This is a genomic window from Rhizobium binae, assembly GCF_017357225.1.
Lineage (GTDB): Bacteria > Pseudomonadota > Alphaproteobacteria > Rhizobiales > Rhizobiaceae > Rhizobium > Rhizobium binae.
Map to the genome: position 1 here is coordinate 2996530 of NZ_CP071604.1, position 23359 is coordinate 3019888.

19 protein-coding genes are annotated in these 23359 nt (G+C 60.9%); 6 read left to right on the forward strand and 13 right to left on the reverse strand.

Annotated elements, in window-relative coordinates; all coding sequences use genetic code 11:
* Positions 1-21: 21 nt before the first annotated feature.
* Positions 22-633, forward strand: a complete 612-nt coding sequence (locus J2J99_RS14795; protein WP_168296840.1) for an ATP-dependent Clp protease proteolytic subunit — start codon at positions 22-24, stop codon at positions 631-633.
* 68 nt (positions 634-701) lie between these two features.
* Here J2J99_RS14795 and J2J99_RS14800 read toward each other — a convergent pair whose 3' ends face one another.
* Positions 702-1607, reverse strand: a complete 906-nt coding sequence (locus tag J2J99_RS14800) for an AraC family transcriptional regulator (RefSeq protein ID WP_168296839.1) — start codon at positions 1605-1607, stop codon at positions 702-704.
* 44 nt (positions 1608-1651) lie between these two features.
* Between J2J99_RS14800 and J2J99_RS14805 the strand changes: the two genes are divergently transcribed.
* Positions 1652-2059, forward strand: coding sequence for a DUF2000 family protein (locus tag J2J99_RS14805; protein ID WP_168296838.1), 408 nt, complete (start codon positions 1652-1654; stop codon positions 2057-2059).
* Between the two features lie 52 nt (positions 2060-2111).
* Here J2J99_RS14805 and J2J99_RS14810 read toward each other — a convergent pair whose 3' ends face one another.
* From J2J99_RS14810 to J2J99_RS14850, 9 genes are all read right to left on the reverse strand, one after another.
* Positions 2112-2777, reverse strand: a complete 666-nt coding sequence (locus J2J99_RS14810; protein WP_004673336.1) for a YiaD family glycine zipper/OmpA-like lipoprotein — start codon at positions 2775-2777, stop codon at positions 2112-2114.
* Positions 2778-3041: 264 nt separating this feature from the next.
* Entirely contained in the window at positions 3042-4040 is a 999-nt protein-coding gene (locus J2J99_RS14815; protein WP_168296837.1) for a flagellin N-terminal helical domain-containing protein, read from the reverse strand.
* 269 nt (positions 4041-4309) lie between these two features.
* Positions 4310-7465 (reverse strand): efflux RND transporter permease subunit, encoded by a 3156-nt coding sequence (locus tag J2J99_RS14820; RefSeq protein ID WP_168296836.1) that lies wholly within the window; start codon positions 7463-7465, stop codon positions 4310-4312.
* On the reverse strand, positions 7462-8670 hold the full coding sequence (locus J2J99_RS14825; protein ID WP_168296835.1) for an efflux RND transporter periplasmic adaptor subunit: 1209 nt from the start codon (positions 8668-8670) through the stop codon (positions 7462-7464). The genes J2J99_RS14820 and J2J99_RS14825 overlap by 4 nt, the downstream gene beginning before the upstream one ends.
* A gap of 297 nt (positions 8671-8967) precedes the next feature.
* The gene (locus J2J99_RS14830) at positions 8968-9876 is read right to left on the reverse strand and encodes an adenylate/guanylate cyclase domain-containing protein (protein WP_168296834.1); all 909 of its coding nucleotides are present in this window, start codon (positions 9874-9876) and stop codon (positions 8968-8970) included.
* 291 nt (positions 9877-10167) lie between these two features.
* Positions 10168-11718 carry a SpoVR family protein gene (locus J2J99_RS14835; protein ID WP_168296833.1) on the reverse strand — a complete coding sequence of 517 codons (1551 nt, stop codon included), beginning with the start codon at positions 11716-11718 and terminating at the stop codon, positions 10168-10170.
* A complete protein-coding gene (locus tag J2J99_RS14840; protein ID WP_168296832.1) occupies positions 11715-12989 on the reverse strand; it encodes a YeaH/YhbH family protein in 1275 nt (424 codons plus the stop codon). The genes J2J99_RS14835 and J2J99_RS14840 overlap by 4 nt, the downstream gene beginning before the upstream one ends.
* Before the next feature lie 12 nt (positions 12990-13001).
* Entirely contained in the window at positions 13002-14945 is a 1944-nt protein-coding gene (locus J2J99_RS14845; protein WP_168296831.1) for a PrkA family serine protein kinase, read from the reverse strand.
* 412 nt (positions 14946-15357) lie between these two features.
* Positions 15358-15834 (reverse strand): VOC family protein, encoded by a 477-nt coding sequence (locus J2J99_RS14850; RefSeq protein WP_168296830.1) that lies wholly within the window; start codon positions 15832-15834, stop codon positions 15358-15360.
* Positions 15835-16070: 236 nt separating this feature from the next.
* Between J2J99_RS14850 and J2J99_RS14855 the strand changes: the two genes are divergently transcribed.
* Positions 16071-18542, forward strand: a complete 2472-nt coding sequence (locus J2J99_RS14855) for an ATP-dependent helicase (protein WP_168296859.1) — start codon at positions 16071-16073, stop codon at positions 18540-18542.
* A gap of 23 nt (positions 18543-18565) precedes the next feature.
* Here the strand turns inward: J2J99_RS14855 and J2J99_RS14860 are convergent, their stop codons facing one another.
* A complete protein-coding gene (locus J2J99_RS14860) occupies positions 18566-18913 on the reverse strand; it encodes a hypothetical protein (protein WP_168296829.1) in 348 nt (115 codons plus the stop codon).
* Between the two features lie 247 nt (positions 18914-19160).
* Here J2J99_RS14860 and pncA point away from each other — a divergent pair, with 247 nt between their 5' ends.
* Complete coding sequence (gene pncA, locus J2J99_RS14865; RefSeq protein WP_205918822.1) at positions 19161-19787, forward strand: bifunctional nicotinamidase/pyrazinamidase; 627 nt, start codon at positions 19161-19163, stop codon at positions 19785-19787.
* A gap of 13 nt (positions 19788-19800) precedes the next feature.
* Here pncA and J2J99_RS14870 read toward each other — a convergent pair whose 3' ends face one another.
* Positions 19801-21393, reverse strand: coding sequence for a hypothetical protein (locus J2J99_RS14870; protein WP_168296858.1), 1593 nt, complete (start codon positions 21391-21393; stop codon positions 19801-19803).
* Positions 21394-21552: 159 nt separating this feature from the next.
* Between J2J99_RS14870 and J2J99_RS14875 the strand changes: the two genes are divergently transcribed.
* Complete coding sequence (locus J2J99_RS14875; protein WP_168296827.1) at positions 21553-22218, forward strand: dihydrofolate reductase family protein; 666 nt, start codon at positions 21553-21555, stop codon at positions 22216-22218.
* Positions 22219-22228: 10 nt separating this feature from the next.
* On the opposite strand, the gene J2J99_RS14880 is transcribed toward J2J99_RS14875, so the two are convergent.
* Positions 22229-22492, reverse strand: a complete 264-nt coding sequence (locus tag J2J99_RS14880) for a DUF2164 domain-containing protein (protein ID WP_168296826.1) — start codon at positions 22490-22492, stop codon at positions 22229-22231.
* A 132-nt stretch (positions 22493-22624) separates the two neighbouring features.
* On the opposite strand from J2J99_RS14880, the gene J2J99_RS14885 reads away from it, so the two are divergent.
* A complete protein-coding gene (locus J2J99_RS14885) occupies positions 22625-23356 on the forward strand; it encodes an AzlC family ABC transporter permease (protein ID WP_168296825.1) in 732 nt (243 codons plus the stop codon).
* Positions 23357-23359 lie beyond the last annotated feature (3 nt).

Genomic DNA, 23359 nt, shown 5'->3' on the forward strand with positions numbered 1-23359 from the left:
CTGCAAGTCTGGAGGTCGCCGATGAGCGAAGCGATGCAACTCGTCCCTATGGTCATAGAACAGTCCAGCCGGGGGGAGCGATCCTTTGACATTTATTCCCGGCTTCTGCGCGAGCGGATTATCTTCCTCAATGGCGAGGTGAACGATACCGTTTCGGCGCTCGTCTGCGCGCAACTGCTGTTTCTGGAAGCGGAAAACCCCAAAAAGCCGATCAACCTCTATATCAATTCGCCGGGCGGCGCCGTGACCAGCGGCCTGGCCATGTACGACACCATGCGCTTCATCCGTGCGCCGGTTCATACACTATGCATGGGGACGGCCCGTTCAATGGGATCGTTCCTGCTGATGGCAGGCGAACCCGGCGAAAGAGCCGCATTGCCCAATGCCAGCATCCTCATTCACCAGCCCTCGGGCGGATTTCAAGGGCAGGCTTCCGACATGCTGATTCATGCCGAGGAAATTTTAAAGACCAAGCAACGCATGACGCGGCTCTACGCGGAGCATTGCGGACGTTCCTACGAAGACTTTGAGCACGGGATGGATCGCGACCGTTTCATGACGGCGGAGGAAGCGCTTGAATGGGGTCTTATCGACCGCATTCTGAAGGTTCGGGAAGACCCGGGCAGCCTATAAGCCTTGCCGCAAAAATCCCGATTGAGCGACACCTGTTTTCTCAGACTGCGGCGATGGCCTTTGCACCGTCAAGAGCCTGACCCACGCCCACCAGCACGCGCTGGGGGCGTTCTGCTGCCATGAACGAGTGCTGACCACTGGCCGGGCGTCATGCCGTAGGCCTTTTTGAAGTGGCGGTTGAGATGGCTCTGGTCGGCAAAGCCCGTCGCAGCCGCCGTGTCCGAAATGCTCTCGCCGGCGCCGATCATGGCGCGGGCCTGCTGCAGCCGCCGCATCAGCAGGTAGCGATGCGGGCTCGTGGCAAAGGCCGCCCGGAAATGCCGCGACAGCGCGAAACGATCGAGCCCGGTGACCGCTTCCAGTTCGCCGGAATAAACCGGCCGTGTGGCATGCGCTTCAAGATAATCCCGCGCCGCCCGTGTCTGCCGCCAGGCGATCGCCCCGAACGACCGGCGCGGCACCCGCGCGTGCCGTGACAAGCCGCCCGTCACCCGCGACACGAAATCGTCGACGAAGAGTTCGTCCAGTTCGCGGTCGAGTTCGCCGAGTGCATCCAGCAGCACGCCGGCCAATTCCGGATCGCCGATGACCGGCTCATCGACGAACGGCAGGCCAAGGCCTTCCGCCTCCAGGCATTCGAGCAGCAGCGCCGGCTCCATATAGAGCATGCGGTATTGCAGCCCGTCCTCGGTTCCCGCGCCGCCGTCGTGTTCTTCGTCGGGGTGCAGCACGATCACTTGTCCCGGCAGGCTGAAGCGCCGCTCTCCGCGATAGCGAAAGGTCTGCACGCCCTTCATGGTGACGCCGAGCGCGTAGGTGTCGTGCCGGTGCGGCTCGAAGACATTGCCGGAGAATTGCGCGCCGATGCGCTCGATGCCGGGAAAGGCCGGCGCCGTCAGAATGCCGTTGCCGGATGGCCCCGTGCACAAACGTTCAAGACCTTCGAAGACCTGCTGTTGTAGAAGCTGGCTCAACGCCTTCGATACTCCTATTCCATGCATAGGTGAAAGACTGTCTGATGTTTGATACCAAAATCACCGTCGTCCTGCGAAACAATCTTGCCGCCTGGCAGAAGCTGAACGTCACCGCCTTTCTGATGACCGGCATCGCCGGCGGGCATCCCGAGATCATCGGCGAGCCTTACCGTGACCGTGTCGGCAACATCTACAATCCCTTGTCGATCCAGCCGATCATCGTGCTCTCCGCCGACGAGGCGACGATGTCTGCCATCCACCGCCGTGCGCTGGAACGCGATGTCACCGCCTCGCTCTTCATCGAGGAAATGTTCGCAACTGGCCACGACGCGGCCAATCGCGCCGTCTTTTCCGAATATGCGCCCGACGATGCCAAGGTCGTCGGCATCGCTCTGCGCGCCGACAAGAAGATCGTCGACAAGATCACCAAGGGCGCAGCGATGCAGCACTGAGGAAAAAGACCGGGCATGGCCCGGCCTTTCCGCAAACGCTGCGAGACGGGGCTCAGCCCTGCGTGATCGGCGCGATCTGGATTTCGACGCGACGGTTCTGGGCGCGGCCGGCTTCGGACGCATTGGAGGCGACCGGCTGCGACGGACCGAAGCCGACGGCGGAGACGCGGCGCTGGTCGATGCCCTGGCCACCGAGGTAATCGGCAACCGAAAGCGCGCGGCGCTGCGACAGGTCCTGATTGTGCTGCAGGCTGCCGGTTGAATCCGTATGGCCGTTGACGTCGATCAGCGTCCGGTTGAACTTGCGCAGCACGATCGCCACCGAGTTCAGCGTCGGATAGAAGCCCGGCTTCACCGCATCCTGGTCGACGTCGAAGGTGATGTTCGACGGCATGTTGAGAATGATATTGTCACCGTTGCGGGTCACCGAAATACCGGTGCCTTCGAGCTGGGCGCGGAGCTCGGCTTCCTGCTGGTCCATGTAGTTGCCGATCGCACCGCCGGCGAGAGCGCCGATGCCGGCGCCAATCAGCGCCGCATTGCGCTTGCCGTGGCCGCCGCCGCCGACGGCGACACCGACGAGCGCGCCACCAAGCGCACCCAGCGCCGCGCCGCCCGCCGTGTTGGAAACCTTCTGCTCACCGGTATAGGGGTCGGTCGTCGTGCACGCACTGAGATAGCTTGCTGCGACAGCCAGAAGTATGAATTTCTTGATCATGGAAAAGGATGGTCTCCGTTCAAAGCTGGTGCGAGCAAATGGCAAGGATTACGGCAAGAAAATGAAGATGTTCCCTTGATAGGGGAATTTCAGGCGCCGAAACAGCCGCCATGTTGCAGCAATGCGCTGAAATCACCATTTTTTGCAAAGGGCAGCGCCCTCTTCTCCCCTTTCACCAAGTCAGTTGAAGTGGACGGAGGAAAGGTGGTGCCTGCGTCCACATACTGACTTGGTCAGTGAAAATGAGTTGGCACGCCCACACCTTTAGAAATTCTGGAACAGCTGCCTGACCGTATCATAGGTCGCGTTGGCGATGTTCAGGGACTGCAGACCGAGCTGCTGCTGTGTCTGCAGCGCCCTGAGCTTGCTCGACTCCTCCTCCATGTCGGCATCGACGAGCCGGCCGATGCCGCCGGTGATGTTGTCGTGCAGCTTGGTGGCGAAGTCGTTCTGCAGCTCGATGCGTTTTTCCAGCGCGCCGAAGGCGGATCCGACCGTCGTCAGCTGCGTCAGCGCAGCATCGACGACGCTGATCATTTCGCTGACCTGGCCTTTCGTCGTGCTCGACGACAGAGAGATCACCACCTGACCGGCGGTGGCGCCGTTCTTGCTGGTCATCAGCACGTAGTCCTGCGAGGTGCCGAGCTCGGTTGCAAAATAGGCCGAGGTCAGCACGCCATACTCACCCGAACCGGTGGCCCGGTCGTCGATCAGATAGCGCGCGTCCTTGGAGGACGTGGCCCCGACCGGCGTGTTGTCGATATGATAGCTCAGCATGCCGACCGAGATCGTACCGTCGGCGTTGCGGATGAAGGAAGCGGGGATCTGGCGCGGCTGCGTCGGGGTCGCGTCGTTGTTCAGGATCACCCAGTTATCGCTGTTGAAGGTTGCCGATTCTGAAACGCTGCGCAGTTGCTCCTGCAGTTGCTTGATTTCTTCGTTGATCTTGGTCTTGTCGACGCCGTCCTCGGTGGCCGCGACCAGCTTCGCCTTGATTTCCGAGACGACGTCGATGACGTTCTGGACGCCGGCATAGGCCGTGCCCATCGTCGCCGCGGCCATGCCGAGTGCATCCTGGATCGCCGAAACCGCCTTGTTGTCGGTGCGTGCGGTGGTGGCGATCGACCAGTAGACGGCGTTGTCGGCCGCTTTGGCGACACGCATGCCCGTCGTGATGTGGTTTTGCGTAACCGTCATATTGCGGTTGATATCGCGCAGCACATGGAGCGCCGCATCGACGGAGACGCGCTGATAAATACTCACGGGAACCAAACTCCAAAAACACAACAGAACGCAACTGAACCAGAATGAACCATCCGCGCAGACACTCATGTCCGGGGTCGCTGAATCCAGCGCATTGCGGTCTTCGGGAAAACAGAAAAGACCAGTCGGTTCCTGATCGCGATCATTGCCGCTTATGCTTAATAAACGGCTAATCTTCAGGCGAAATTTATCCTGTTCCGCAAGACTTGATATGCCAAAAAAAACCCGCCGAATGGGGATCCGACGGGGTGTTCAGTCCTGACGTCAGCTCACTCGGCAGCTTGCAGCTGTTCCTCGCCGGGTGCTGCGCGCCCCCGGGTGGCGATCGCCATCTCCTCGTGCAGGCGCGCTACTTCATGAGCGTGCGGCTTGGCGAAACGGGCGAGCAGCAGATAAGCAACCGGCGTGATGAACAGCGTCACCAGCGTTGCAAAACCGAGACCGCCGACGATCACCCAGCCGAGTGCCACGCGCGCTTCCGCACCGGCACCATGGGCGAAGACGAGCGGCACGCCACCGAGGATGGTGGCGATCATCGTCATCATGACAGGGCGAAGGCGCAGCGCGCAGGCCTTCTCGATCGAGGACCGCACGTCCTCCCCCCGATCGCGCAGCTGATTGGCGAATTCGACGATCAGGATGCCGTTCTTGGCCATGACGCCGACCAGCAGCACCAGGCCGATCTGACTGTAGATATTGAGGCTGGAGCCGGTGATGACGAGCGCAAACACGGCGCAGGCAAGACCGAGCGGCACCGTCGACATGATGATCAGCGAGGACAGCACGCTTTCGAACTGTGCGGCCAGCACCAAAAAAATGATGACGATCGCGAAGCCGAAAGTCAGCGTCATGCCGTTGGAATTTTCCTCCAGCGTTGCCGCTTCGGCAAGCGGCAGGAGGCGGGAGCCCGGCGGCAGCAGCGGCGCGGCTAGTTCGGTCACCTGGCTGACGGCATCGCCGAGCGACATGCCGTTCCTGAGACCGGCGGTGATGGCGACGGAGGCAAGCTGCTGCTCGCGATTCAGCTGCGGCGCGACCGAACCTTCCTTCATCGTGGCGATGACCGACATCGGCACGATCTTGCCGTCGCCGGTCTTCAGGAAGACGTTTTCAAGGTCGGTTGGATCGTCGATCGGCCTTGTCGTCGAGGTCAGGAGAACAGGATAGGATTCACCTTCGACGAAGACGTCGACCACCGAGCGCCCTGCGAGCAGCGACTGGATCGCCGTCGAAAGCCCGGTGATGTCGATGCCGAGATCCGAGGCGCGCTCGCGGTCGATTGCCACGGACACCTGCGCCTGGCTGGGTTCGTTGGTCAGACGTGGCGTATCATACTGACCCGTCGCCTCGAGGGCCCGCACCAGCTTTGCGGCTGCCGCCGTCAGCGCCTCGTGATCATTGCCGATCAGCGCCATCTGCACGCCGCTGCCGGCGCCGCGGATGCGCAGGCTGTTGGAGGAGATGGCATTGCCGCGCAGCGCCGGCACCTTCGCGGCAGCCTGGTTGATGTCGGCGACAATCTCGGCCTGCGTCCGTTGGCGCTCTCCCCAGGGGGCAAGGGTCAGCACCATGAAGCCGCTGTTGAGCGAGCCCCCCTGTCCGGAAATCGAGAAGACATTGCGAATGTCGCCGCTGTCGACCAGCGGCTGCAGATATTCCTCAAGGAGCTGCATCTTGTCGCGGGTATATTCAAGGCTCGACCCCTGCGGCGTCGTCAGCCGCATCATCACCATCGAGCGGTCTTCGTCCGGCGTCAGTTCGCTCTTGACCGTCGAGAACGCGATCAATGCCGCGCCGGCAAACATCACCGAGAAGAGCACGACGACGAAAGGCGCGCTGAGGCATCCGTGCAGCGCCCATCTGTAGAGGTTGGCGAAGGCTCCGCCGACGCGGCCGAGCGCGCCGTGATCCTCGATCATCGGCTTCGTCAGCATGCGTGAGGCAAGCATCGGGCAGAGCGTCAGCGCCACGATCGACGACAGCCCGACCGAGAAGGCGAGCACGAAACCGAATTCGCAGAACAGCCCGCCGACCTGTCCCGGCAGGAAGGAGAGCGGAATGAACACCGCCGCCAGCGTCGCGGTCGTGGCGATGACGGCGAAGAACACCTCACGCGTGCCGAGCACGGCAGCCGCCCGCGGCCCCATGCCCTCGGCGCGCCGCCGCACGATATTTTCGAGCACCACGATCGCGTCGTCGACGACAAGGCCGGTCGCCAGCACGATGGCGAGCAGCGTCAGGATATTGATCGAAAAGCCGACCATGTAGATTGCCGCCAGCGTGCCGATCAGCGCCACCGGCATGCTGACCGCCGGGATCAGCGTCGCCCGCCAGTCGCGCAGGAAGAGATAGATGACGGCGGTGACGATGACGGCAGCAAGCACCAGCGCCAGCACCACCTCGTGGATCGCGCCCTGGATGAAGACGGCGTCGTCGCTGGTGATGGCGATCGTCGTTCCCTCGGGCAGCGTCTTCGACAATTGCTCGACGGCGGCCTTGATGCCGGTCGAAATGTTCAGCGTGTTCGACTGCGCCTGGCGGATGATGCCGAGGCCGATGCCCGGCTTGCCGTTGGAACGGAGCGCAGTATCCCCGTCGCGGGGCCCAAGCGTCACCGTCGCGACGTCACCGAGCCGGATACGGTCCTGCAGCATGACATTGGAAAAATCGGCTGGCGTCTGTAGGGCTGCGGTGGCACGCACGACGATATCCTGCGTCCTGCTCTTCAGCGAGCCGGCCGGCACGTCGAGTGCGGCATTGTCGAGCGCCTTCGTCAGGTCGCCGATCGTCAGTCCGCGGCTCGCCAGCGAGCCCTGGTCGACATCAACGCGAAAAACCTTCTCCTGGTCGCCATATTCCTGGACATCGGCCACGCCGTCGACGGAAGCCAGCCGATCGATCACCTCGTTCTCGACGAGCTGCGTCAGGTCGTCCATGTTCAGTTTGGTGGAGGTGACGGCGAGCCGCATGATCGCCGAGGAATCCGAATCCGCCTTGACGATCTGCGGCGCATCCGCCTCGTCGGGCAGGTTCTGGGTGATGCGGCCGATTGCATCGCGCACGTCGTTGGCGGCGACGGCGAGATCGATCGCATCGGAGAATTCGAGCGTCACCCGGCTCTGGCCGAAGGACGAGGTCGACGAGATCGATTTCAGGCCGCTGACGCGGGCGACCGCGCCCTCGATCACCTTGGTCAATTCCTGGTCGATCGTCTGCGGCGATGCGCCGTCGAAAGTGGTGCGCACCGTGACGACCGGCCGGTCGACATCCGGCAGCTCGCGCACCTCGACGCCGACATAGGCCGCAAGGCCGGCAACGACCATCAGCGTGTTGAACACCAGCGCCAGGATCGGCCGGCGAACAAACAGTGCGGTGAAACTCTGTTTTCCCGACGATCCGCCCTGATGAATCTCGGTCACGGTCATTGCGTCGCGACCTCGGCATTTGCGGCGATATCGGCGGAAACCCGCACCGCCCCACCCTCACGCACCCGCTGCAGGCCCTGTGTCACGATCTTGTCGCCGTCCTTGAGATCGGCGTTGACGAGAATGAAGTCGGGATTGCGCTGCACGATGCTCACCCGCACCTTATGCGACTTGTCGTCGGTCACCTGCCAGACGAAAGATCCTTGCGAATCCCACTGCACGGACTGCGGATCGACCGCCGGATATTTGTCGCCGGGGAATTTCATGCTGACGCTGAAGGACATGCCGGCGCGCAGCTCATCCGATGAGTTGTCGATCCGGGCACGCAGGCGAAGTGTGCGGCTTGCGGCATCGATGCGGTTGTCGACGGCCTCGATCGCGCCTGAGAATACCTGCCCCGGTTTTGCGACCGACATCGCCTCGACCGGCTGGCCGACGGCGACCGTATTGGCAAAGCGCTCGGGCACCCAGAAATCGACAAGGATTTCTGAACGGTCGTCGAGCGTCACGATCGGCGTCGTCGTCGTGACGTTGTCGCCGATATTGACCGGCACGATGCCGACGATCCCGTCGATCGGGGCGATGATATTGCGCCGCGCGAGGTTGAGCTCGGCCGCCTGCAGCTGCAGCCGGGCGCCCTGCTCGGCGATCTCGGAATCGAACACGTCCATTCGCGACACGCTCGACTTGATGTTGTGATAGAGATTGGATTTTTCGACGGCGGCCCTGACCGCCACATCCGCCTGGCCGCGGGCGATCACCTGCTCCTCGCTGTCGAGCTTGGCCAGCACCTGACCGGCCTTCACCCTGTCGCCCGACTTGATGAGGATTTCACGGATCGTGCCCGTTGCCTGCGGCGTCACGGCGACCGAACGGATCGCGTCACCTGTGCCGATGGCATTCAGCCGATCGTTGACGACGCCCTGGACGACAGCCTCAGTCGCGACGAGAATCGCGCTGTTGCGCCCGCCGCCACTGCGGCGGTTCTGACCCTGCCCTTGCTCCTGGCCGCGCTGCTGCCGTTCCGCCCTGGAAGCATCGGCATCCGCCGCCTGTCCGGTCTTCGGCGCAACCATCGAAACCAGATTGCCGGGAATGCCTGCTGAGCGCATCGAATCGCCGGCGCCCGGCGCAAAGAAAACCCACGCGGCAAAACCGGCAATGATGACGATGAGCGAAAGTATAAACTGCTTCCAAAAGGCCATTCACGTCTCCGGAGGGACTCGAGGTTGGACCAGGGTCGGTCGAAAGAGCCGCTGCGGATTGCGATCGAAGGGATCTCCATCCCCAAGGATCAGGATTCCCCGCTGGTGCGACAATATCGCGCTTTTGCAGCTTAACGGCAAGCATAAGCACCCGGCATTACCGATTTGTAATACCAGCGAAGAATGGAAATAACCCGGCCGCTCACTTTTGCTTGAACGCAGATCTCAAACCACTTCAGTGCAGCCGGTTTGCCGGTGACTATCGCGCAGAGCCCCAAAAATCGGGGGGCAGAAAATCTATCGGCGCATCGACCATCGCAGGCCGAACGCCGCTGCAATCCCGAGTATCGGCCACACGGCCCAAAACGTCCCGCTCCAGGTCAGGACATTGATGCCGACAATACCGATCGCCACGATTGCGAGCGCGGTCATCCTGCGGTCGAAACGCCGCTGGTCGCGGTTCCAGACAAACGCGGCAATGACGCCGAAGGCGAGCAAGGGAAAGCGAGCCCAGAAAACGCCATCCCATGTAAGGAGGTTGATGCCGACCAGCACGATGCCGATGACGCCGAGCACGCTGAACAGTCTTCGCCTCTCCGGCACCGGCTTCGTCTCGGCGATCGCCGCCGCCGGCTGCGGCCGGGGCGCGGCTGGCCGTTGGAAAGGCGGCGCCCCGTCGCTTCCGTCGCCGATCTTCACCGCATAGCTCGGCACGCCGTCTTGGACGTTCTTGACGATCAGCGGCCCGAGAAATTCGAAAGCGACAGCCACCTTGTTGCGCACCTGGTCGTAGACCGTGCTGGATATGACGATGCCCCCAGGCGCGGCGGAAGCCTGCAGACGCGCGGCGATGTTGACGCCGTCGCCATAGATGTCGTCGCCCTCGACGATCACATCGCCGAGATTGATGCCGATGCGGAAGAGCATGCGCCCGTCTTCCGGGCGGCGGGCGTTGAATCCGGCAAGTTCATTCTGCGTATCGACGGCCGCGCGTACCGCCTCGACCACGCTCGGAAAATCGGCGATCAGCCCATCGCCCCAAGTATTGATGACACGGCCGCCATGGCTTGCGATCAGCCGCCCCATTGCCTCGCGGCAGCGCTTCAGGGTCGCAAGCGTCCCCTCCTCGTCGGCTCCCATCAGCCGCGTATAACCCTGCACGTCAGCACAGAAGATCGTCGTCAGCTTGCGCCGGGTTTCACTCATGGTCCCTCGTCTCCGTAGCATTCCGATCCGGAAGCTTCGCTGCGGAGGCTGAGCCCGTTTGAATAAGATCGATAGAGCGACCGCAGCGGCGGCAGATTACGAAGGCTTGGCCCTTGTTGCCACCGATAATTGCGGATCATTGCGCTTTCAGAACACGAAAGGTTTGCCGACTTGCGCTCGCCCCGTCCCCGCCCCCTTGAAAGCTGTTAAATACGCGCACCCGTTTTCTCGCGAGCAACGAAGATCGCCGTGGTCGCGACCGCACCAGGGGCAATCTCCCATGCCCACAGATTATTGAACGATCTTGCGCGGGCTCGCCGTATGTTCCTTGGCGACGGTGCTCGAACTGTCGATTTCCTGGAGCAAGACGTCGTAGCCCCAGAGATCGGCGAGATGTTGCAGCACGAGCTTCGTGTCGTTCTCCTGAAGATAGCAGCCGTTCATGACGATATGCTGCAGCAGCAGCCGGCGATCGCCGGCGAGGTCGACATCGACGATATCGATGGCCGGATCGGTCCAACCGATATCATATTCGCGGGAGAGCTGGCGGCGGATGCGCAGGTAGCCCCGCTCATTGTGGATCGCCGAAACCAGCACACCCTCGGTCTGTTCTGGATCGTCGTAGAGATGGAACAGCCGCAATTGCCGGATGAGGTTCGGGCTCAGGAACTGGCTGATGAAACTCTCGTCGCGGTAATTGGCCCAGACGTCGCGTAGCACCGCCATTGCATCGCCGCGGCCGGCGATGTCTGGGAACCATGCGCGGTCCTCGTCCGTCGGCTTCGTGACGATCCTCTCGATATCCTGCATCATCGCAAAACCAAGCGCATAGGGATTGAAACCCGAAAACCGCCGGTCGTCATAGCTTGGCTGGAAGACGACATTGGCGTGCGACTTCAGAAATTCGAGGAAGTTTCCATCACTGATCTGCCCCCGCTCGTGAAGCCGATTCATGATCCGGTAGTGGACGAAGGTTGCGGTTCCCTCATTCATGACCTTCGTCTGCCGCTGGGGATGGAAGTATTGCGCGACATGGCGCACGATCCGAAGAATCTCGCGCTGCCAAGGCTGCAATCGCGGCGCAGATTTCTCAAGAAAATACAGGATATTGTCTTGAGGCAGGCCGAGCGCGGCGCGGCGCTTTTCCAAGCCGATGTCACCTGCCTTCTTCGCCTTGCCGACGGGAACCGTACGCCACAGGTCGTTGAACATCTGCTCTTCGTGGGCGCGGCGCTCCTGCTGCCGCTTCTCCTCCTGGCGAAGATCGGTCGCAGTCTTGCCTGCGTATCGATGCACTCCGTGCGACATCAGCGCATGCGCGGCATCGAGCGTCCGCTCGACCGCCATCTCGCCATACCGTTCTTCGCAGCGCGTGATATAACCCTTTGCGAAATCGAGGTAATCGAGAATTCCCTCGGCATCGGTCCAGAGCTTGAAGAGATAGTTGTTCTTGAAGAAGTGATTATGGCCGAAGGCGGCATGGGCGGTGACGAGCGTCTGCATCGTCGCCGTGTTCTCTTCCATCAGATAGGAGATGCAGGGGGAACTGTTGATGACGATCTCATAGGCAAGGTCGCGCATCCCGCGGCGGTAGAATGTTTCGTGATGCGCGAAGTGTTTTCCGAAGGACCAATGGCGGTAAAAGAGCGGCATGCCGGTTGAAGAATAAGCATCCAGCATCTGCTCCGAGGTGATGACCTCGATCTGGTTCGGATAGACGTCGAGGCCGAGTTCGCCGAGCGCAATCGCCTCGCAGGCATCGTGAATGCGCTGCAGCGTTGCGAAGTCCCAGTCGGCACCCTCGAACAAAAGCCGGTCTCTCGGCCTCACCGTCATGGTCATGGCGTCACCCTCGCCTGTGCCTCACGTTTCTGGAAGAGATCGTGGAAAACAGGGAATATCTCGCCTCGCCGGCAGACCTTGCGCATCGAAAGCGGCAGCGCTTCGGAACGGATCCCGTCATAGAGCATCCAGAGCGGTGACCGCGATATGGAAGAATCGCCGCCTTCCTCGCCCACCTCAATATAGGCAAAATACTGGCACAACGGCAGAATCTCGCGCAGCAAGTGCCCGGTCAGGTTTCCGTCGGAATGGGCGTTGTCGCCGTCCGAGGCCTGGGCGCCGTAGATATTCCACTCGGCCGGATCGAAGCGCGCCGCGATAATCGCCCGCATCGCCGCGAGGGCGCTGGAAACAAGCGTGCCGCCCGTCGCGGGCCCGTAGAAGAAGGTTTCCTCGTCGACTTCCTCGGCCCTGTCGGTATGACGGATGAAGACGATTTCCACTTTCTTGTAGCGTTTCGACAGGAAAAGATAGAGCAGCAGATAGAACCGCTTCGCCAGATCCTTCATGTGCTCCGACATGGAGCCCGAGACGTCCATCAGGCAGAACATTACCGCTTTTGCCACAGGCTTCGGCTCGTTTTCGAAGCGGCGATATCGCACGTCGAGCGGATCGATATAGGGAATGCGCCGGCTTTTTTCCCTCAGCGATTTGAGCTTTGCCTCAAGCGCCAGACGGCTCTCGTCGTCCTCGCATTCCTCAATCTGCCGCTGCAGTGCTTCCATTTCCTCGCGCCGCGGACGGCCAAGCGCGACACGGCGCATCATCGCAAGCTTCGTCGTGCGGCCGACGGCGATGTTGGAGGGCGATCCCGAAACCGAATAGCCGGCCCGGATTGGCGTTTCCTCCTCGGTTTCGGCTAGACGCCGCTTTGCGAGATCGGGCAGTTCAAGATCGTCAAGGAACACATCGAGGAATTCCTCCCGCGTCAGCACGAAACGGAAGCCGTCCTCACCGTCGCCCTCGCCCGCGTTCTTTGGTTTTCCACCTCGGCCGCCGGGCGGACGTGGCAGAATATCACCTTCAACGAAGGCCCGGTTGCCGGGCAGGATATGATCGCTGATGCCGCCCTCGCCCCTGCGCAGGCTCGGTTCGGCCATTCCATCGATCGGCAGGCTAATCTCCCCGCCGTCGAGCACATCGCGAATGTTGCGGTTTTGCAGAGAGCGTTTGACCGCCTGCTGCACGGCGCCCTTCATGCGTCGAAGGAACCGCTGCCGATTTTCCAGACTTTTACCGCGCGGATTCAGCCGCCGGTCGACAATGTGCATAATGGCTCCGCATTAACTTGCCTGTTTGACGCGCATGTACCATTCCACAAGGCGTCGAACCTGCCTCTCGGTGTAACCTCGCGCGGCCATGCGCGAGACGAATTCGCTATGCTTCTTTTCTGTCTCCGAATCCTTCTTCGATCCGAAGGAAATGACCGGCAAAAGATCTTCGACCTGCGAGAACATGCGCTTCTCGATGACTTCCCGGATCTTCTCGTAGCTCGTCCAGGACGGATTCTTTCCGCCGTTGGCTGCCCGCGATCGCAACGAGAACTTGACAATTTCGTTGCGGAAATCCTTCGGATTGGCAATTCCGGCCGGCTTTTCGATTTTCGTCAGTTCCTGATTGAGGAGCTCGCGGTCGAGAAGCTGGCCGGTATCGGGATCCTTGAAGTCCACATCTTCGATCCAGGCATCGGCATAATCTACGTAGCGGTCGAACAGGTTCTGTCCGTAGTCCGCATAGGATTCAAGATAAGCCTTCTGAATCTCGTTGCCAATGAACTCTGCGTAGCGCGGCGCAAGATCGGCCTTGATGAATTCCAGATAGCGCTTCTCGACATCGTCGGAAAATTGCTCGCGACGGATCGCCTGTTCCAGCACATACATCAGGTGAACGGGATCGGCGCCGATATCCGTGGTGTCGTGATTGAAGGTGGAGGCGAGCACCTTGAAGGCGAAGCGGGTCGATATCCCGTCCATGCCTTCGTCGATGCCGGCAGCATCCCGGTATTCTTGGACGCTGCGGGCACGCGGATCGCTTTCCTTCAGGCTTTCGCCGTCATAGGTGCGCATCTTCGAGAAGAAGGTCGAGTTCTCATGCTTGCGCAGGCGCGAAAGCACGGAAAAACGAGCCAGCATTTCGAGCGTTGCCGGGGCGCATGGTGCATCCGCCAGTTCCGATCCCTCGATCAGCTTTTCGTAGATCTTTTGTTCTTCCGTCACCCGCAGGCAATAAGGCACCTTGATGACGCAGATACGATCGATAAAGGCCTCGTTGTTCTTGTTGGCCTTGAAGGTCTGCCACTCCGCCTCGTTCGAATGCGCAAGGACGATGCCGGAGAAGGGTATGGCGCCGATATTTTCGGAGCCGATATAGTTGCCCTCCTGCGTCGCCGTCAGCAGCGGATGCAGCATCTTGATCGGCGCCTTGAACATCTCGACGAATTCGAGAATGCCCTGGTTGGCGCGGTTGAGCCCGCCCGAATAGCTGTAGGCATCGGGATCGTTCTGGGAGTAGGTTTCCAGCTTGCGGATGTCGACCTTGCCGACCAGCGACGAGATGTCCTGATTGTTCTCGTCTCCAGGCTCGGTTTTGGCAATTGCGATCTGGCGCAGCCGCGAAGGCTGTATTCTGACGACGCGGAATCGGGAAATATCGCCGCCGAAATCGTCGAGCCGCTTCAGGCACCATGGGCTCATCAGCCCGTTCAGCCGCCGGAGGGGGATGCCGTACTGCTCCTGGAGGAGCGAGCCCATTGTCTCAGGATCGAACAGGTTGAGCGGGCTTTCAAACACGGGACTGATCTCGTCGCCCGCCTTCAGCACGTAGATCGGATGAACCTCCATCAGCTGCTTCAGCCGCTCCGCCAGCGACGACTTGCCGCCGCCCACCGGGCCGAGGAGATAGAGAATTTGCTTGCGCTCTTCGAGCCCCTGCGCCGCGTGGCGGAAGAAGGAAACGATGCGTTCGATGGTCTCTTCCATGCCGTGAAAGCCGGCAAAGGCCGGATAGACGCGGATGGTCCTGTTCATGAAGATCCGGCCGAGGCGCGTGTCTTTGGCGGTGTCGACCATCTGCGGTTCGCCGATCGCTGCAAGCAGGCGCTCCGTCGCATTCGCAAAGGCGATCGGTTCTTTTTTGCAGAGATCGAGATATTCCGAAACCGACATGTCGGTCTCGCGGCGCGCTTCATAACTGCGCGTGAACGCATCGAATACGGATTCACTCAGCATGGGACCTCCATTAAGGTTATGCCGCAGGCTCTAAGCCGTATAACCATCGAGATGGCCACGGCGTTCCTAAGAATCAATAGTTTCGTAGGTATATTCGACGCCTACCGGCTGTTTGTGGCAATGCACAAAAAATTGCATGCACCGGTATTTTTTTACTCTACGAAACTGTTTGTATAATAGTTGAAAAAAGGGGCATTGCGATATCAGCACATTTAGCGACGTGACATGATTGTCAAAAAGGTGTGCAATGGCGCCCGTGATTCGAGAATGCGGAAAAACAGCGATCGGCAGCCGATAAGGGCAGCTTAGATCGGGCGGATGCCGATGCGCCGCCAGTAAATTCGGTAAATTCCAGGGGAAAGTGGCGCGTGGCGATCACGCGCCCCGATTCGCAATCGTGCCTCCGCCGGCCTCAGCCGTTGAACGCCCTCTCCAGCGCAGCAAGATCAATCTTGACCATGCCGAGCATCACCTCGGTGACGCGCTTGGCCCGCTCTCGATCGCTGTCTGCGACCATCTCGGAAAGCGCCCGCGGCACGATCTGCCAGGAAAGGCCCCAGCGGTCCTTGAGCCAGCCGCAGGCTTCAGGCGTGCCGCCATTGGCGAGAAACGCATCCCAGATCCGATCGATCTCGGCCTGGCTGTCGAGCAGAATGGCAACCGAGAAGGAATGATTGAAGCTGTCGAGCGGGCCGGCCTTCATCGCCAGGAAGGCTTGATCGCCGAGCGTGAATTCGATCATTTCGACGCTGCCCGGAGGCCCGCTCGGCGTTTCCGCCGGCAATATGGTGGTGCGGCCGATGCTGGAATCCGGAATGACCGATACGTAGAATTCGACGGCTTCGCGCGCTTGCTCCGCGAACCAGAGATTTGAAACGACCTTCGGCATGAACAGCCTCCTGTTGACGAGGGTTGCCGGACTCCTGTCCGATGCCCCGAGGACGTCTCGCCGGCATCGGTTCCGACAGGGTGGCTCGGATTTTTTCGCTGCTCGGCCGTACGACGATCGCAGCCACACCCAGCGGCGGCCCTGCCGCCGGCATCGGTCCGCAATTGCGGTGGTTCGGGAATGAAAGCAGAACATCTTTTCTGGTCTTTCCCTCCCGAATCACTACATTACGCGCCATGAGCAACAGTTTCGACGATATTCCCTTCTTCGACGAAGAGCCGGGCGAGATGGCGCGCAAGCCACAGCTGCCTGCCGCACCGGTCGGAAGGGCGGCCGGCGGGATCGCCGCCCGAGCCATGGCGGCGCGCGACGGCGGCAAGCGACCGGATTACCTCGCCGGCCTTAATCCCGAACAGACGGAAGCCGTGGAAACCCTGGAAGGTCCGGTTCTCGTCCTTGCCGGCGCCGGCACCGGCAAGACGCGGGTGCTGACCACGCGCATCGCCCATATCCTCAATAGCGGCCGCGCCTTCCCCTCGCAGATCCTCGCCGTCACCTTCACCAACAAGGCAGCGCGCGAGATGAAGGAACGCATCGCGCTGCTCGTCGGCGGCGCCGTCGAAGGCATGCCCTGGCTCGGCACCTTCCATTCTATCGGCGTCAAGCTTCTGCGCCGCCACGCCGAGCTCGTCGGCCTCAGCTCCGACTTCACCATTCTCGACACCGACGACGTCGTCCGTCTGATCAAGCAGCTGATCCAGGCCGAGGGTCTCGACGACAAACGCTGGCCGGCCAAGCAGTTCGCCGGCATGATCGACACCTGGAAGAACAAGGGCCTCGGCCCAGCCGATATTCCCGAAGGCGACGCCCGCGCCTTTGCCAATGGCCGCGGCCGCGATCTCTATTTCGCCTACCAGGCGCGCCTGTCGACGCTGAATGCCTGCGATTTCGGCGACCTGCTGATGCATCCGATCGCGATCTTCCGCAAGAATCCGGACCTCCTGAAGGAATATCACGGCCGCTTCCGCTACATTCTCGTCGATGAATATCAGGATACCAACACCGCCCAATATATGTGGCTGAGGCTGCTTGCCCAGCGCAGCAAGGGCGAGCCGCAGAATGTCTGCTGCGTCGGCGACGACGACCAGTCCATCTACGGCTGGCGTGGCGCGGAGGTCGACAATATCCTGCGCTTCGAGAAGGATTTCCCCGGCGCCAAGGTGATCAAGCTCGAACGCAATTACCGCTCGACCGAACATATCCTCGGAACCGCCGCCCATCTGATCGCCCACAATGAAGGCCGCCTCGGCAAGACGCTGTTCACCGAACGCGCCGATCCCGACGACGTCAAGGTGCAGGTCCACGCCTCCTGGGATTCGGAGGAGGAAGCCCGCGCCATCGGCGAGGAGATCGAGCAGCTCCAGCGCAACAAGCATCTGCTGAACGACATGGCGATCCTTGTGCGCGCCTCCTTCCAGATGCGCGAATTCGAAGACCGCTTCGTCACCCTCGGCCTCAACTACCGCGTCATCGGCGGCCCACGCTTCTACGAGCGCCTCGAAATCCGCGATGCCATGGCCTATTTCCGCCTGGTCGCGCAGCCGGCCGACGACCTCGCCTTCGAGCGCATCATCAATACGCCGAAGCGCGGCCTCGGCGACACGACGGTGCGCGCCCTGCACGACTATGCGCGGGCCCGCGACATCCCGATGCTGGCGGCAGCGGCCGACATGATCGAGACCGACGAGCTGAAGCCGAAGGCGCGTAAAGCCCTCTTCGACGTGATTCAATCTTTCCGCCGATGGCAGGAACTGCTTGAAAACACACCGCATACCGAGCTTGCCGAGCAGATACTCGAAGAGTCCGGCTATACGGATATGTGGAAGAACGACAAGAGCGCCGAAGCGCCCGGCCGCCTCGAAAACCTGAAGGAACTGATCCGCTCGATGGACAGCTTCGAGTCGATGCGCGGCTTCCTCGAGCACGTCTCGCTCGTCATGGATGCAGAGACCAACGAGAACCTCGACGCCGTCTCGATCATGACGCTGCATTCGGCCAAGGGCCTGGAATTCGATACCGTCTTTCTGCCGGGATGGGAGGAAGGCCTCTTTCCGCACCAGCGCTCGCTGGATGAGAGCGGCCGTGCCGGTCTTGAGGAAGAACGACGGCTCGCCTATGTCGGCATCACCCGTGCCAAGCGCCGCTGCCATATCTGGTTCGTCTCCAATCGCCGCATCCACGGCCTCTGGCAATCGACGCTACCCTCGCGTTTCCTCGACGAACTGCCGGAAACCCATGTCGAGGTCGCCGAGATGGAGCAGAGCTACGGCGGTTACGGCCGCGGTGGCTATGGCCAGTCACGCTTCGACAAGGCCGAACCCTTTGCCAACTCCTATTCCACGCCAGGCTGGAAACGCGCCCAGGCCAACAGGACCGACGCCACGCGCGACAACTGGGGCACCCGTTCCGGCCACGCCGTCGAGCGCATCGGCTATGGCGAAAGCGGTCCGAAGGGACGCACGATCGAGGGCGAACTGGTCGCAAAGTCGACCTCGTCGGAGCCGTCGCGCTTCACCCTCGGCGATCGCGTATTCCACATGAAATTTGGCAATGGCAACATTACCGGCATCGAAGGCAACAAGCTGACGATCGACTTCGACCGTGCGGGGCAGAAGCGGGTGCTGGACGGTTTCGTCGAGCGCGTCTGATCGCACGACGAAACCTGGGGCAGTCACCCGAACATCCGCATACTGCTGAGCCCGAGGATGTCGTTCAGCAGGGCGATCCCCATTCCGACGGCGACGATCGACAATCCGATCAGGAACAGCCGGCGCGCCCGGTCGTATTTGGCGGCGAGCAGCGAGTCTCGCGCCAAAAGATCGGCAAATACTTTCACCTGAATGGCGATGCCGACGGTCAGGAACGACATCGGCAGCAGATCGACGCGGCTCCAGTCATTGGGATTGGACACCCAGAGGCTGATGAAATTGAGCGAGAAACCGAGAATGATCCCGGTCGCCGTCAGCGATCCGTTGCGGAAAGTCGCATCGATCTTTTCCTCCGGATGGGGCTCGGACATGGTTTTGGTTCCGGCTTGCTGCTGAGGCAAGAAAGGCAGAATTCGCGGCCTTGAGCAAGACCTTTTGCGGCGGCCGTCACGTCGCCAGAAAATCTAGCACTGATTGCATTATCACATTCTCTTTCGACCGATTACCACCGTCAGTGACAGAATTAACACTTGCATGCCGCCCCCCGGAAATTCACTAGTTGATGCATTCGGTGCATTTGGCATTTTGCATTGCCATAACGCGAAGGGATTGGCCTTGATGAAAGCGCTGCTGCTCGTCGATATCCAGAACGGCTTCTGTCCGGGGGGGAACCTGCCGGTGCCGGACGGCGACAAGGTCGTTCCCATCGTAAACAGGCTGATTGACAGCGGCAAATACGACCTGATCGTCGCCTCCCAGGACTGGCACCCGCCCGGTCACGGCAGCTTCGCCTCCGCACATCCGGGTGCCGTCCCCTTCGAAATGGGCGAACTGTCCGGCAAACCGCAGATGATGTGGCCCGACCACTGCATCCAGGGCACGCTTGACGCCGAACTGCATCCGGAGCTCAAATCCGAAGAAATCGACCTGATCCAGCAGAAAGGCGAAGACCCCGGCATCGACAGCTATTCGGCCTTCCGCGACAATGACCGCGACGCTTCGACCGGCCTCTCCGATTTCCTCGAAGATCAGGGTGTGACCGATCTCGACGTCTGCGGGCTGGCGACCGATTACTGCGTCAAGTTCTCTGTGCTCGACGCGTTGGAGATGATGCCGGGCGTGCGCGTGCGCTTCATCGAGGACGCAAGCCGCGGCATCACCCCCGAAGGCGTCGCCGCTGCCATCGACGAGATGCGGGCGCATGGTATCGCCGTGATCAACAGCGCGGATGCCTTGCGCGAATGAAACCGCCGATCTCCTATTTCAATAAATAGGCATCGAATGTCTCATCGCTGCCGGCAACGGAGCCGAAGCGCTTGACGAGGGTCGTTGAGCTCAGGAATGCGAAAATCTCCTCCGGCGTAAGAGACAGCTGCCAACTGTAACTTTCGTGCAATGAGACGGGCGCGGCAATTCGGTCAAGCCGCTGGGAGAGAAGGATGACGATCGGCACGTGCTCGCTCTGCTGCAGTTGCCGCGCCGTCTGCAGGATGTCGGCAAGGCTGAGCGAAAGCCGCGCGTTGCGGGTATACCGCACGATCGCGCCGAACCGCTGCTCCCGAAGAAGATAGGTGCGATTGGGGATGTAATAGGGCAAGGGTTCCACGAGATAATCGGGATCCGCCATGATGATCGCATCCTTGAGATCCGGGCGCGATTGAATGAACGACCCGAGATCCCGGGCTCGGCTAAACGGTATGTCGGTGAACAGGAACTGATGGACCTTTTCGATACCGGCGGCGACCTGCAGCGCCAGCAACATCATGAAGCACAAACGCCCGATCTTGACCACGCCGCCGACTGACTCGGCACCGGCAATGCCCGCGGCTGCGGATCGGCAGCGCCTGTTCAACGCAAACATGCCGATCATGAAGACCAGCCATAGGGCCTGATGTCTGTAGCTCCCTGGATAGACGAGCGTAAAAAGCAGCGAAAACCCCAGGAGAACCGATGCGGCCGCCAACATCGCCGGTCGCCGGTTGGCTAGCCCAAGCAGACTGCCATAGATAAGCACCGCCATCAGCGAGACGAAAACCCGAGCAAGCGATGGATCGGCCACGGCCAGCCGAAGGATGCCGTCAGGGTAGAACTCCATGAAATAGGAAGTCGCCCCGGCAAAGGCATAAAGGACAAGCGGGGCGAAATTCTTGCCTGCGAGATCGTTCTGCCCGGCATCGTTGAAGGTGGGATAGACCGTCATGACGCACAGGACAACGCCGACCGCGGCAATGGCTGCGGCTGTCGCAAAGGCCCGATATGCAGCCAGGGAAGGTCTTGAACGCGCCAGGACCAGATCGAAAAACCAATAGGCAAGAAAGCCGCTGACCAGCACGACCGAGTGGACGTTGGTATTTGCCAGCAAGGCGAACAACAGGCCGAGTACTCTGCCGTTGCGTATTCCCCTCTCCCAGCTCAGGACGATAAGGAAGACCAAAAGCATGCTGATGCCGTAATTTCGCGACATCGCGGCGTAGTCGAAAACCGAGAAGCTGCTGAACAACGACAGCAGCATGATCGAGCGCGGCAGTTCAAGCCTGAAAACAAGAAGGTAGGCCGAGGCGGCCGCGATCGTCAGCGCGACGATTTTCAGGACGACGGGTGAGCCGACGACAAGATGACCGGCACGCAACAGGATATACCAGAGAGCCGGATGACCTTCACCATGCATCTGGCGAAGCATATCGATGAAACTCTCTCCCTGCAGGGCGAGCGACAAGGCGCGAACCTCGTCGCGCCACACGGTTTCCGACCAGCAAAGCGCGGATGCCAGCGCAAACCACACCAAATAGATCAACGTCTTGCCGAGCGTTGTTGATCGAGGTTCATCGATTTTAGAGACAATAACAGCCAACGGAAGCAACCCGGTCATCGAAAAATGCAGTGACCATAGCGGCGCCCCGATAATTTGACGTTAAGGTGAAATACCCTCGCCGGAGTGATGCGTCCATGTCGGTTCGGCTTATATCGATCCGTCCTTGCTTCTGAACCGACCAACCATGGGAGTTGAGAGATGAGAAAGCTTGTAACTGCGGCCTTCGTGAGCCTCGACGGCGTTATGCAGGCTCCCGGCGGGCCTGAGGAAGATCCGACCGGCGGCTTCAACCTCGGCGGCTGGACCGTCAATTACTGGGACGAGGCGATGGGCGGGTTCGTGAATGGGATCTTTACCGATCCCTTCGCTCTGCTGCTTGGCCGCAAGACCTACGAGATTTTCGCCGCTCACTGGCCCTTCGTCGGCCAAGACGACCCCATCGGAAAGGCCTTCAATGCCGCGACCAAATATGTCGCGACCACATCGCAAGAGCCGTTCACCTGGGAAAATTCCGTTCCGCTGCGGGGCGATGTCACCGCGCAAATCGCCCGGCTGAAGCAGGAGGACGGCCCCATCCTGCTGACGCAGGGCAGCAGCGGCCTGCTGCAAACCCTGCTGGCGCACGACCTGATCGACGAACTCCGGCTCCTGACCTTCCCGCTCATCCTCGGCCCCGGCAAGCGGCTGTTCGGCACGGGTGCCACACCGGAAGCGCTGAGGCTTACAGCCAACTCAGTATCGACGACGGGCGTCATCATGAGCGTCTACGAGCGCGCCGGCGAGGTCAAACCCGGCAGCTTCGCGATGCAGGAGCCCTCGCAGGCCGAACTGGCGCGCCGGGAGCGGATGAAGCGCGAGGGGTAAGCCGGGGCGCTCACGCGCCCTCGGCGCGGTTCTTCTCGTCGCACTCGAGCAGATAGATATCCTCGGCGAGGTCCTCCATCTTCTTCAAAAGGGCGGTATGCGCATCGCGAAGACCCTGATTGTAGTAGTGAGCGCCGATCTCTTCGGCGAAGAAGTCGAGCAGAAACTCGGCCGGCAGAGCGCCGATCGGCTGATCGAGCTCCGTTTCGAAATAGCGGCGGATGCGCGAGACGATCGCCGCTTTCGCGTCCCTGGAAAATTCGATCTTCTTCATGGGCACCTCTCCGCCGGTTGCCTTCAGCACGTCGATGCTTCAGCGAAATCGATTGATCAATCAACGAAATTCAATTGCCGTTGCAGATCGCAGACCATAAGGGAAAACGGAATTTCCAACAGGATCATCCACATGAATCGCGCCGACTTTATTGAAGGTTTGCGGGGCGGCTCCGCCGTTGCGCTGGCGTCGGCGCCGTTCGGCGCGCTGTTCGGAGCGCTCGCCGTCGAAAACGGCATGTCGCTTTCCGAAGCCGCCTTCATGAGCGCCACCGTCTATGCCGGCGCCAGCCAGATGGTCGGCATCGAGCTCTTCGGCCACAATGTCCACGCCTGGCTGATCGTGCTGTCGATCCTCGCCGTCAATTTTCGCCACGTGCTCTACTCGGCGGCACTCGCCCGCTATATCGGCCATTTCACGCCGTTGCAAAAATTCTTCACCTTCTTCCTGCTTGTCGACCCGCAATTTGCCGAAGCGGTGAAGCGCAGCGAGGCCGGCAAACCGCTGACCTTCGGCTGGTATTTGGGCTTCGGCATCATCATCTACATTCCCTGGGTGCTGATCAGCGTCGCCGGCGGTCTGCTCGGCGGCTTCATCGGCGATCCCAAGGCGATCGGCCTCGATATCCTGCTGCCGGCCTATTTCCTCGGCATCGTTCTCGGCTTCCGCAAGCGCGACAATTTCCTGCTCGTCGCACTCGTCAGCGCGGTGGCTTCCGTCCTCGCTTATCGTTATGTCGGCTCGCCCTGGCATGTGAGCCTCGGTGCGGCAGTCGGCATCGTGCTTGCCGCGCTGCTGCCGCTGCCGCGCCAGGCGCCGGATCTCCAAGCCGACGCCCTTCAATCCGAAGTGCACGAGGTCTGAGTC

Bases quoted from the DNA above. Each gene is read 5' to 3' on its own strand.
- J2J99_RS14795 (WP_168296840.1), top strand. From the start codon at position 22: ATGAGCGAAGCGATGCAACTCGTCCCTATGGTCATAGAACAGTCCAGC.
- J2J99_RS14805 (WP_168296838.1), top strand. From the start codon at position 1,652: ATGTTTGATACCAAAATCACCGTCGTCCTGCGAAACAATCTTGCCGCC.
- J2J99_RS14810 (WP_004673336.1), bottom strand. From the start codon at position 2,777: ATGATCAAGAAATTCATACTTCTGGCTGTCGCAGCAAGCTATCTCAGT.
- J2J99_RS14820 (WP_168296836.1), bottom strand. From the start codon at position 7,465: ATGACCGTGACCGAGATTCATCAGGGCGGATCGTCGGGAAAACAGAGT.
- J2J99_RS14825 (WP_168296835.1), bottom strand. From the start codon at position 8,670: ATGGCCTTTTGGAAGCAGTTTATACTTTCGCTCATCGTCATCATTGCC.
- J2J99_RS14830 (WP_168296834.1), bottom strand. From the start codon at position 9,876: ATGAGTGAAACCCGGCGCAAGCTGACGACGATCTTCTGTGCTGACGTG.
- J2J99_RS14835 (WP_168296833.1), bottom strand. From the start codon at position 11,718: ATGACCATGACGGTGAGGCCGAGAGACCGGCTTTTGTTCGAGGGTGCC.
- J2J99_RS14840 (WP_168296832.1), bottom strand. From the start codon at position 12,989: ATGCACATTGTCGACCGGCGGCTGAATCCGCGCGGTAAAAGTCTGGAA.
- J2J99_RS14845 (WP_168296831.1), bottom strand. From the start codon at position 14,945: ATGCTGAGTGAATCCGTATTCGATGCGTTCACGCGCAGTTATGAAGCG.
- J2J99_RS14850 (WP_168296830.1), bottom strand. From the start codon at position 15,834: ATGCCGAAGGTCGTTTCAAATCTCTGGTTCGCGGAGCAAGCGCGCGAA.
- J2J99_RS14855 (WP_168296859.1), top strand. From the start codon at position 16,071: ATGAGCAACAGTTTCGACGATATTCCCTTCTTCGACGAAGAGCCGGGC.
- J2J99_RS14860 (WP_168296829.1), bottom strand. From the start codon at position 18,913: ATGTCCGAGCCCCATCCGGAGGAAAAGATCGATGCGACTTTCCGCAAC.
- pncA (WP_205918822.1), top strand. From the start codon at position 19,161: ATGAAAGCGCTGCTGCTCGTCGATATCCAGAACGGCTTCTGTCCGGGG.
- J2J99_RS14875 (WP_168296827.1), top strand. From the start codon at position 21,553: ATGAGAAAGCTTGTAACTGCGGCCTTCGTGAGCCTCGACGGCGTTATG.
- J2J99_RS14880 (WP_168296826.1), bottom strand. From the start codon at position 22,492: ATGAAGAAGATCGAATTTTCCAGGGACGCGAAAGCGGCGATCGTCTCG.
- J2J99_RS14885 (WP_168296825.1), top strand. From the start codon at position 22,625: ATGAATCGCGCCGACTTTATTGAAGGTTTGCGGGGCGGCTCCGCCGTT.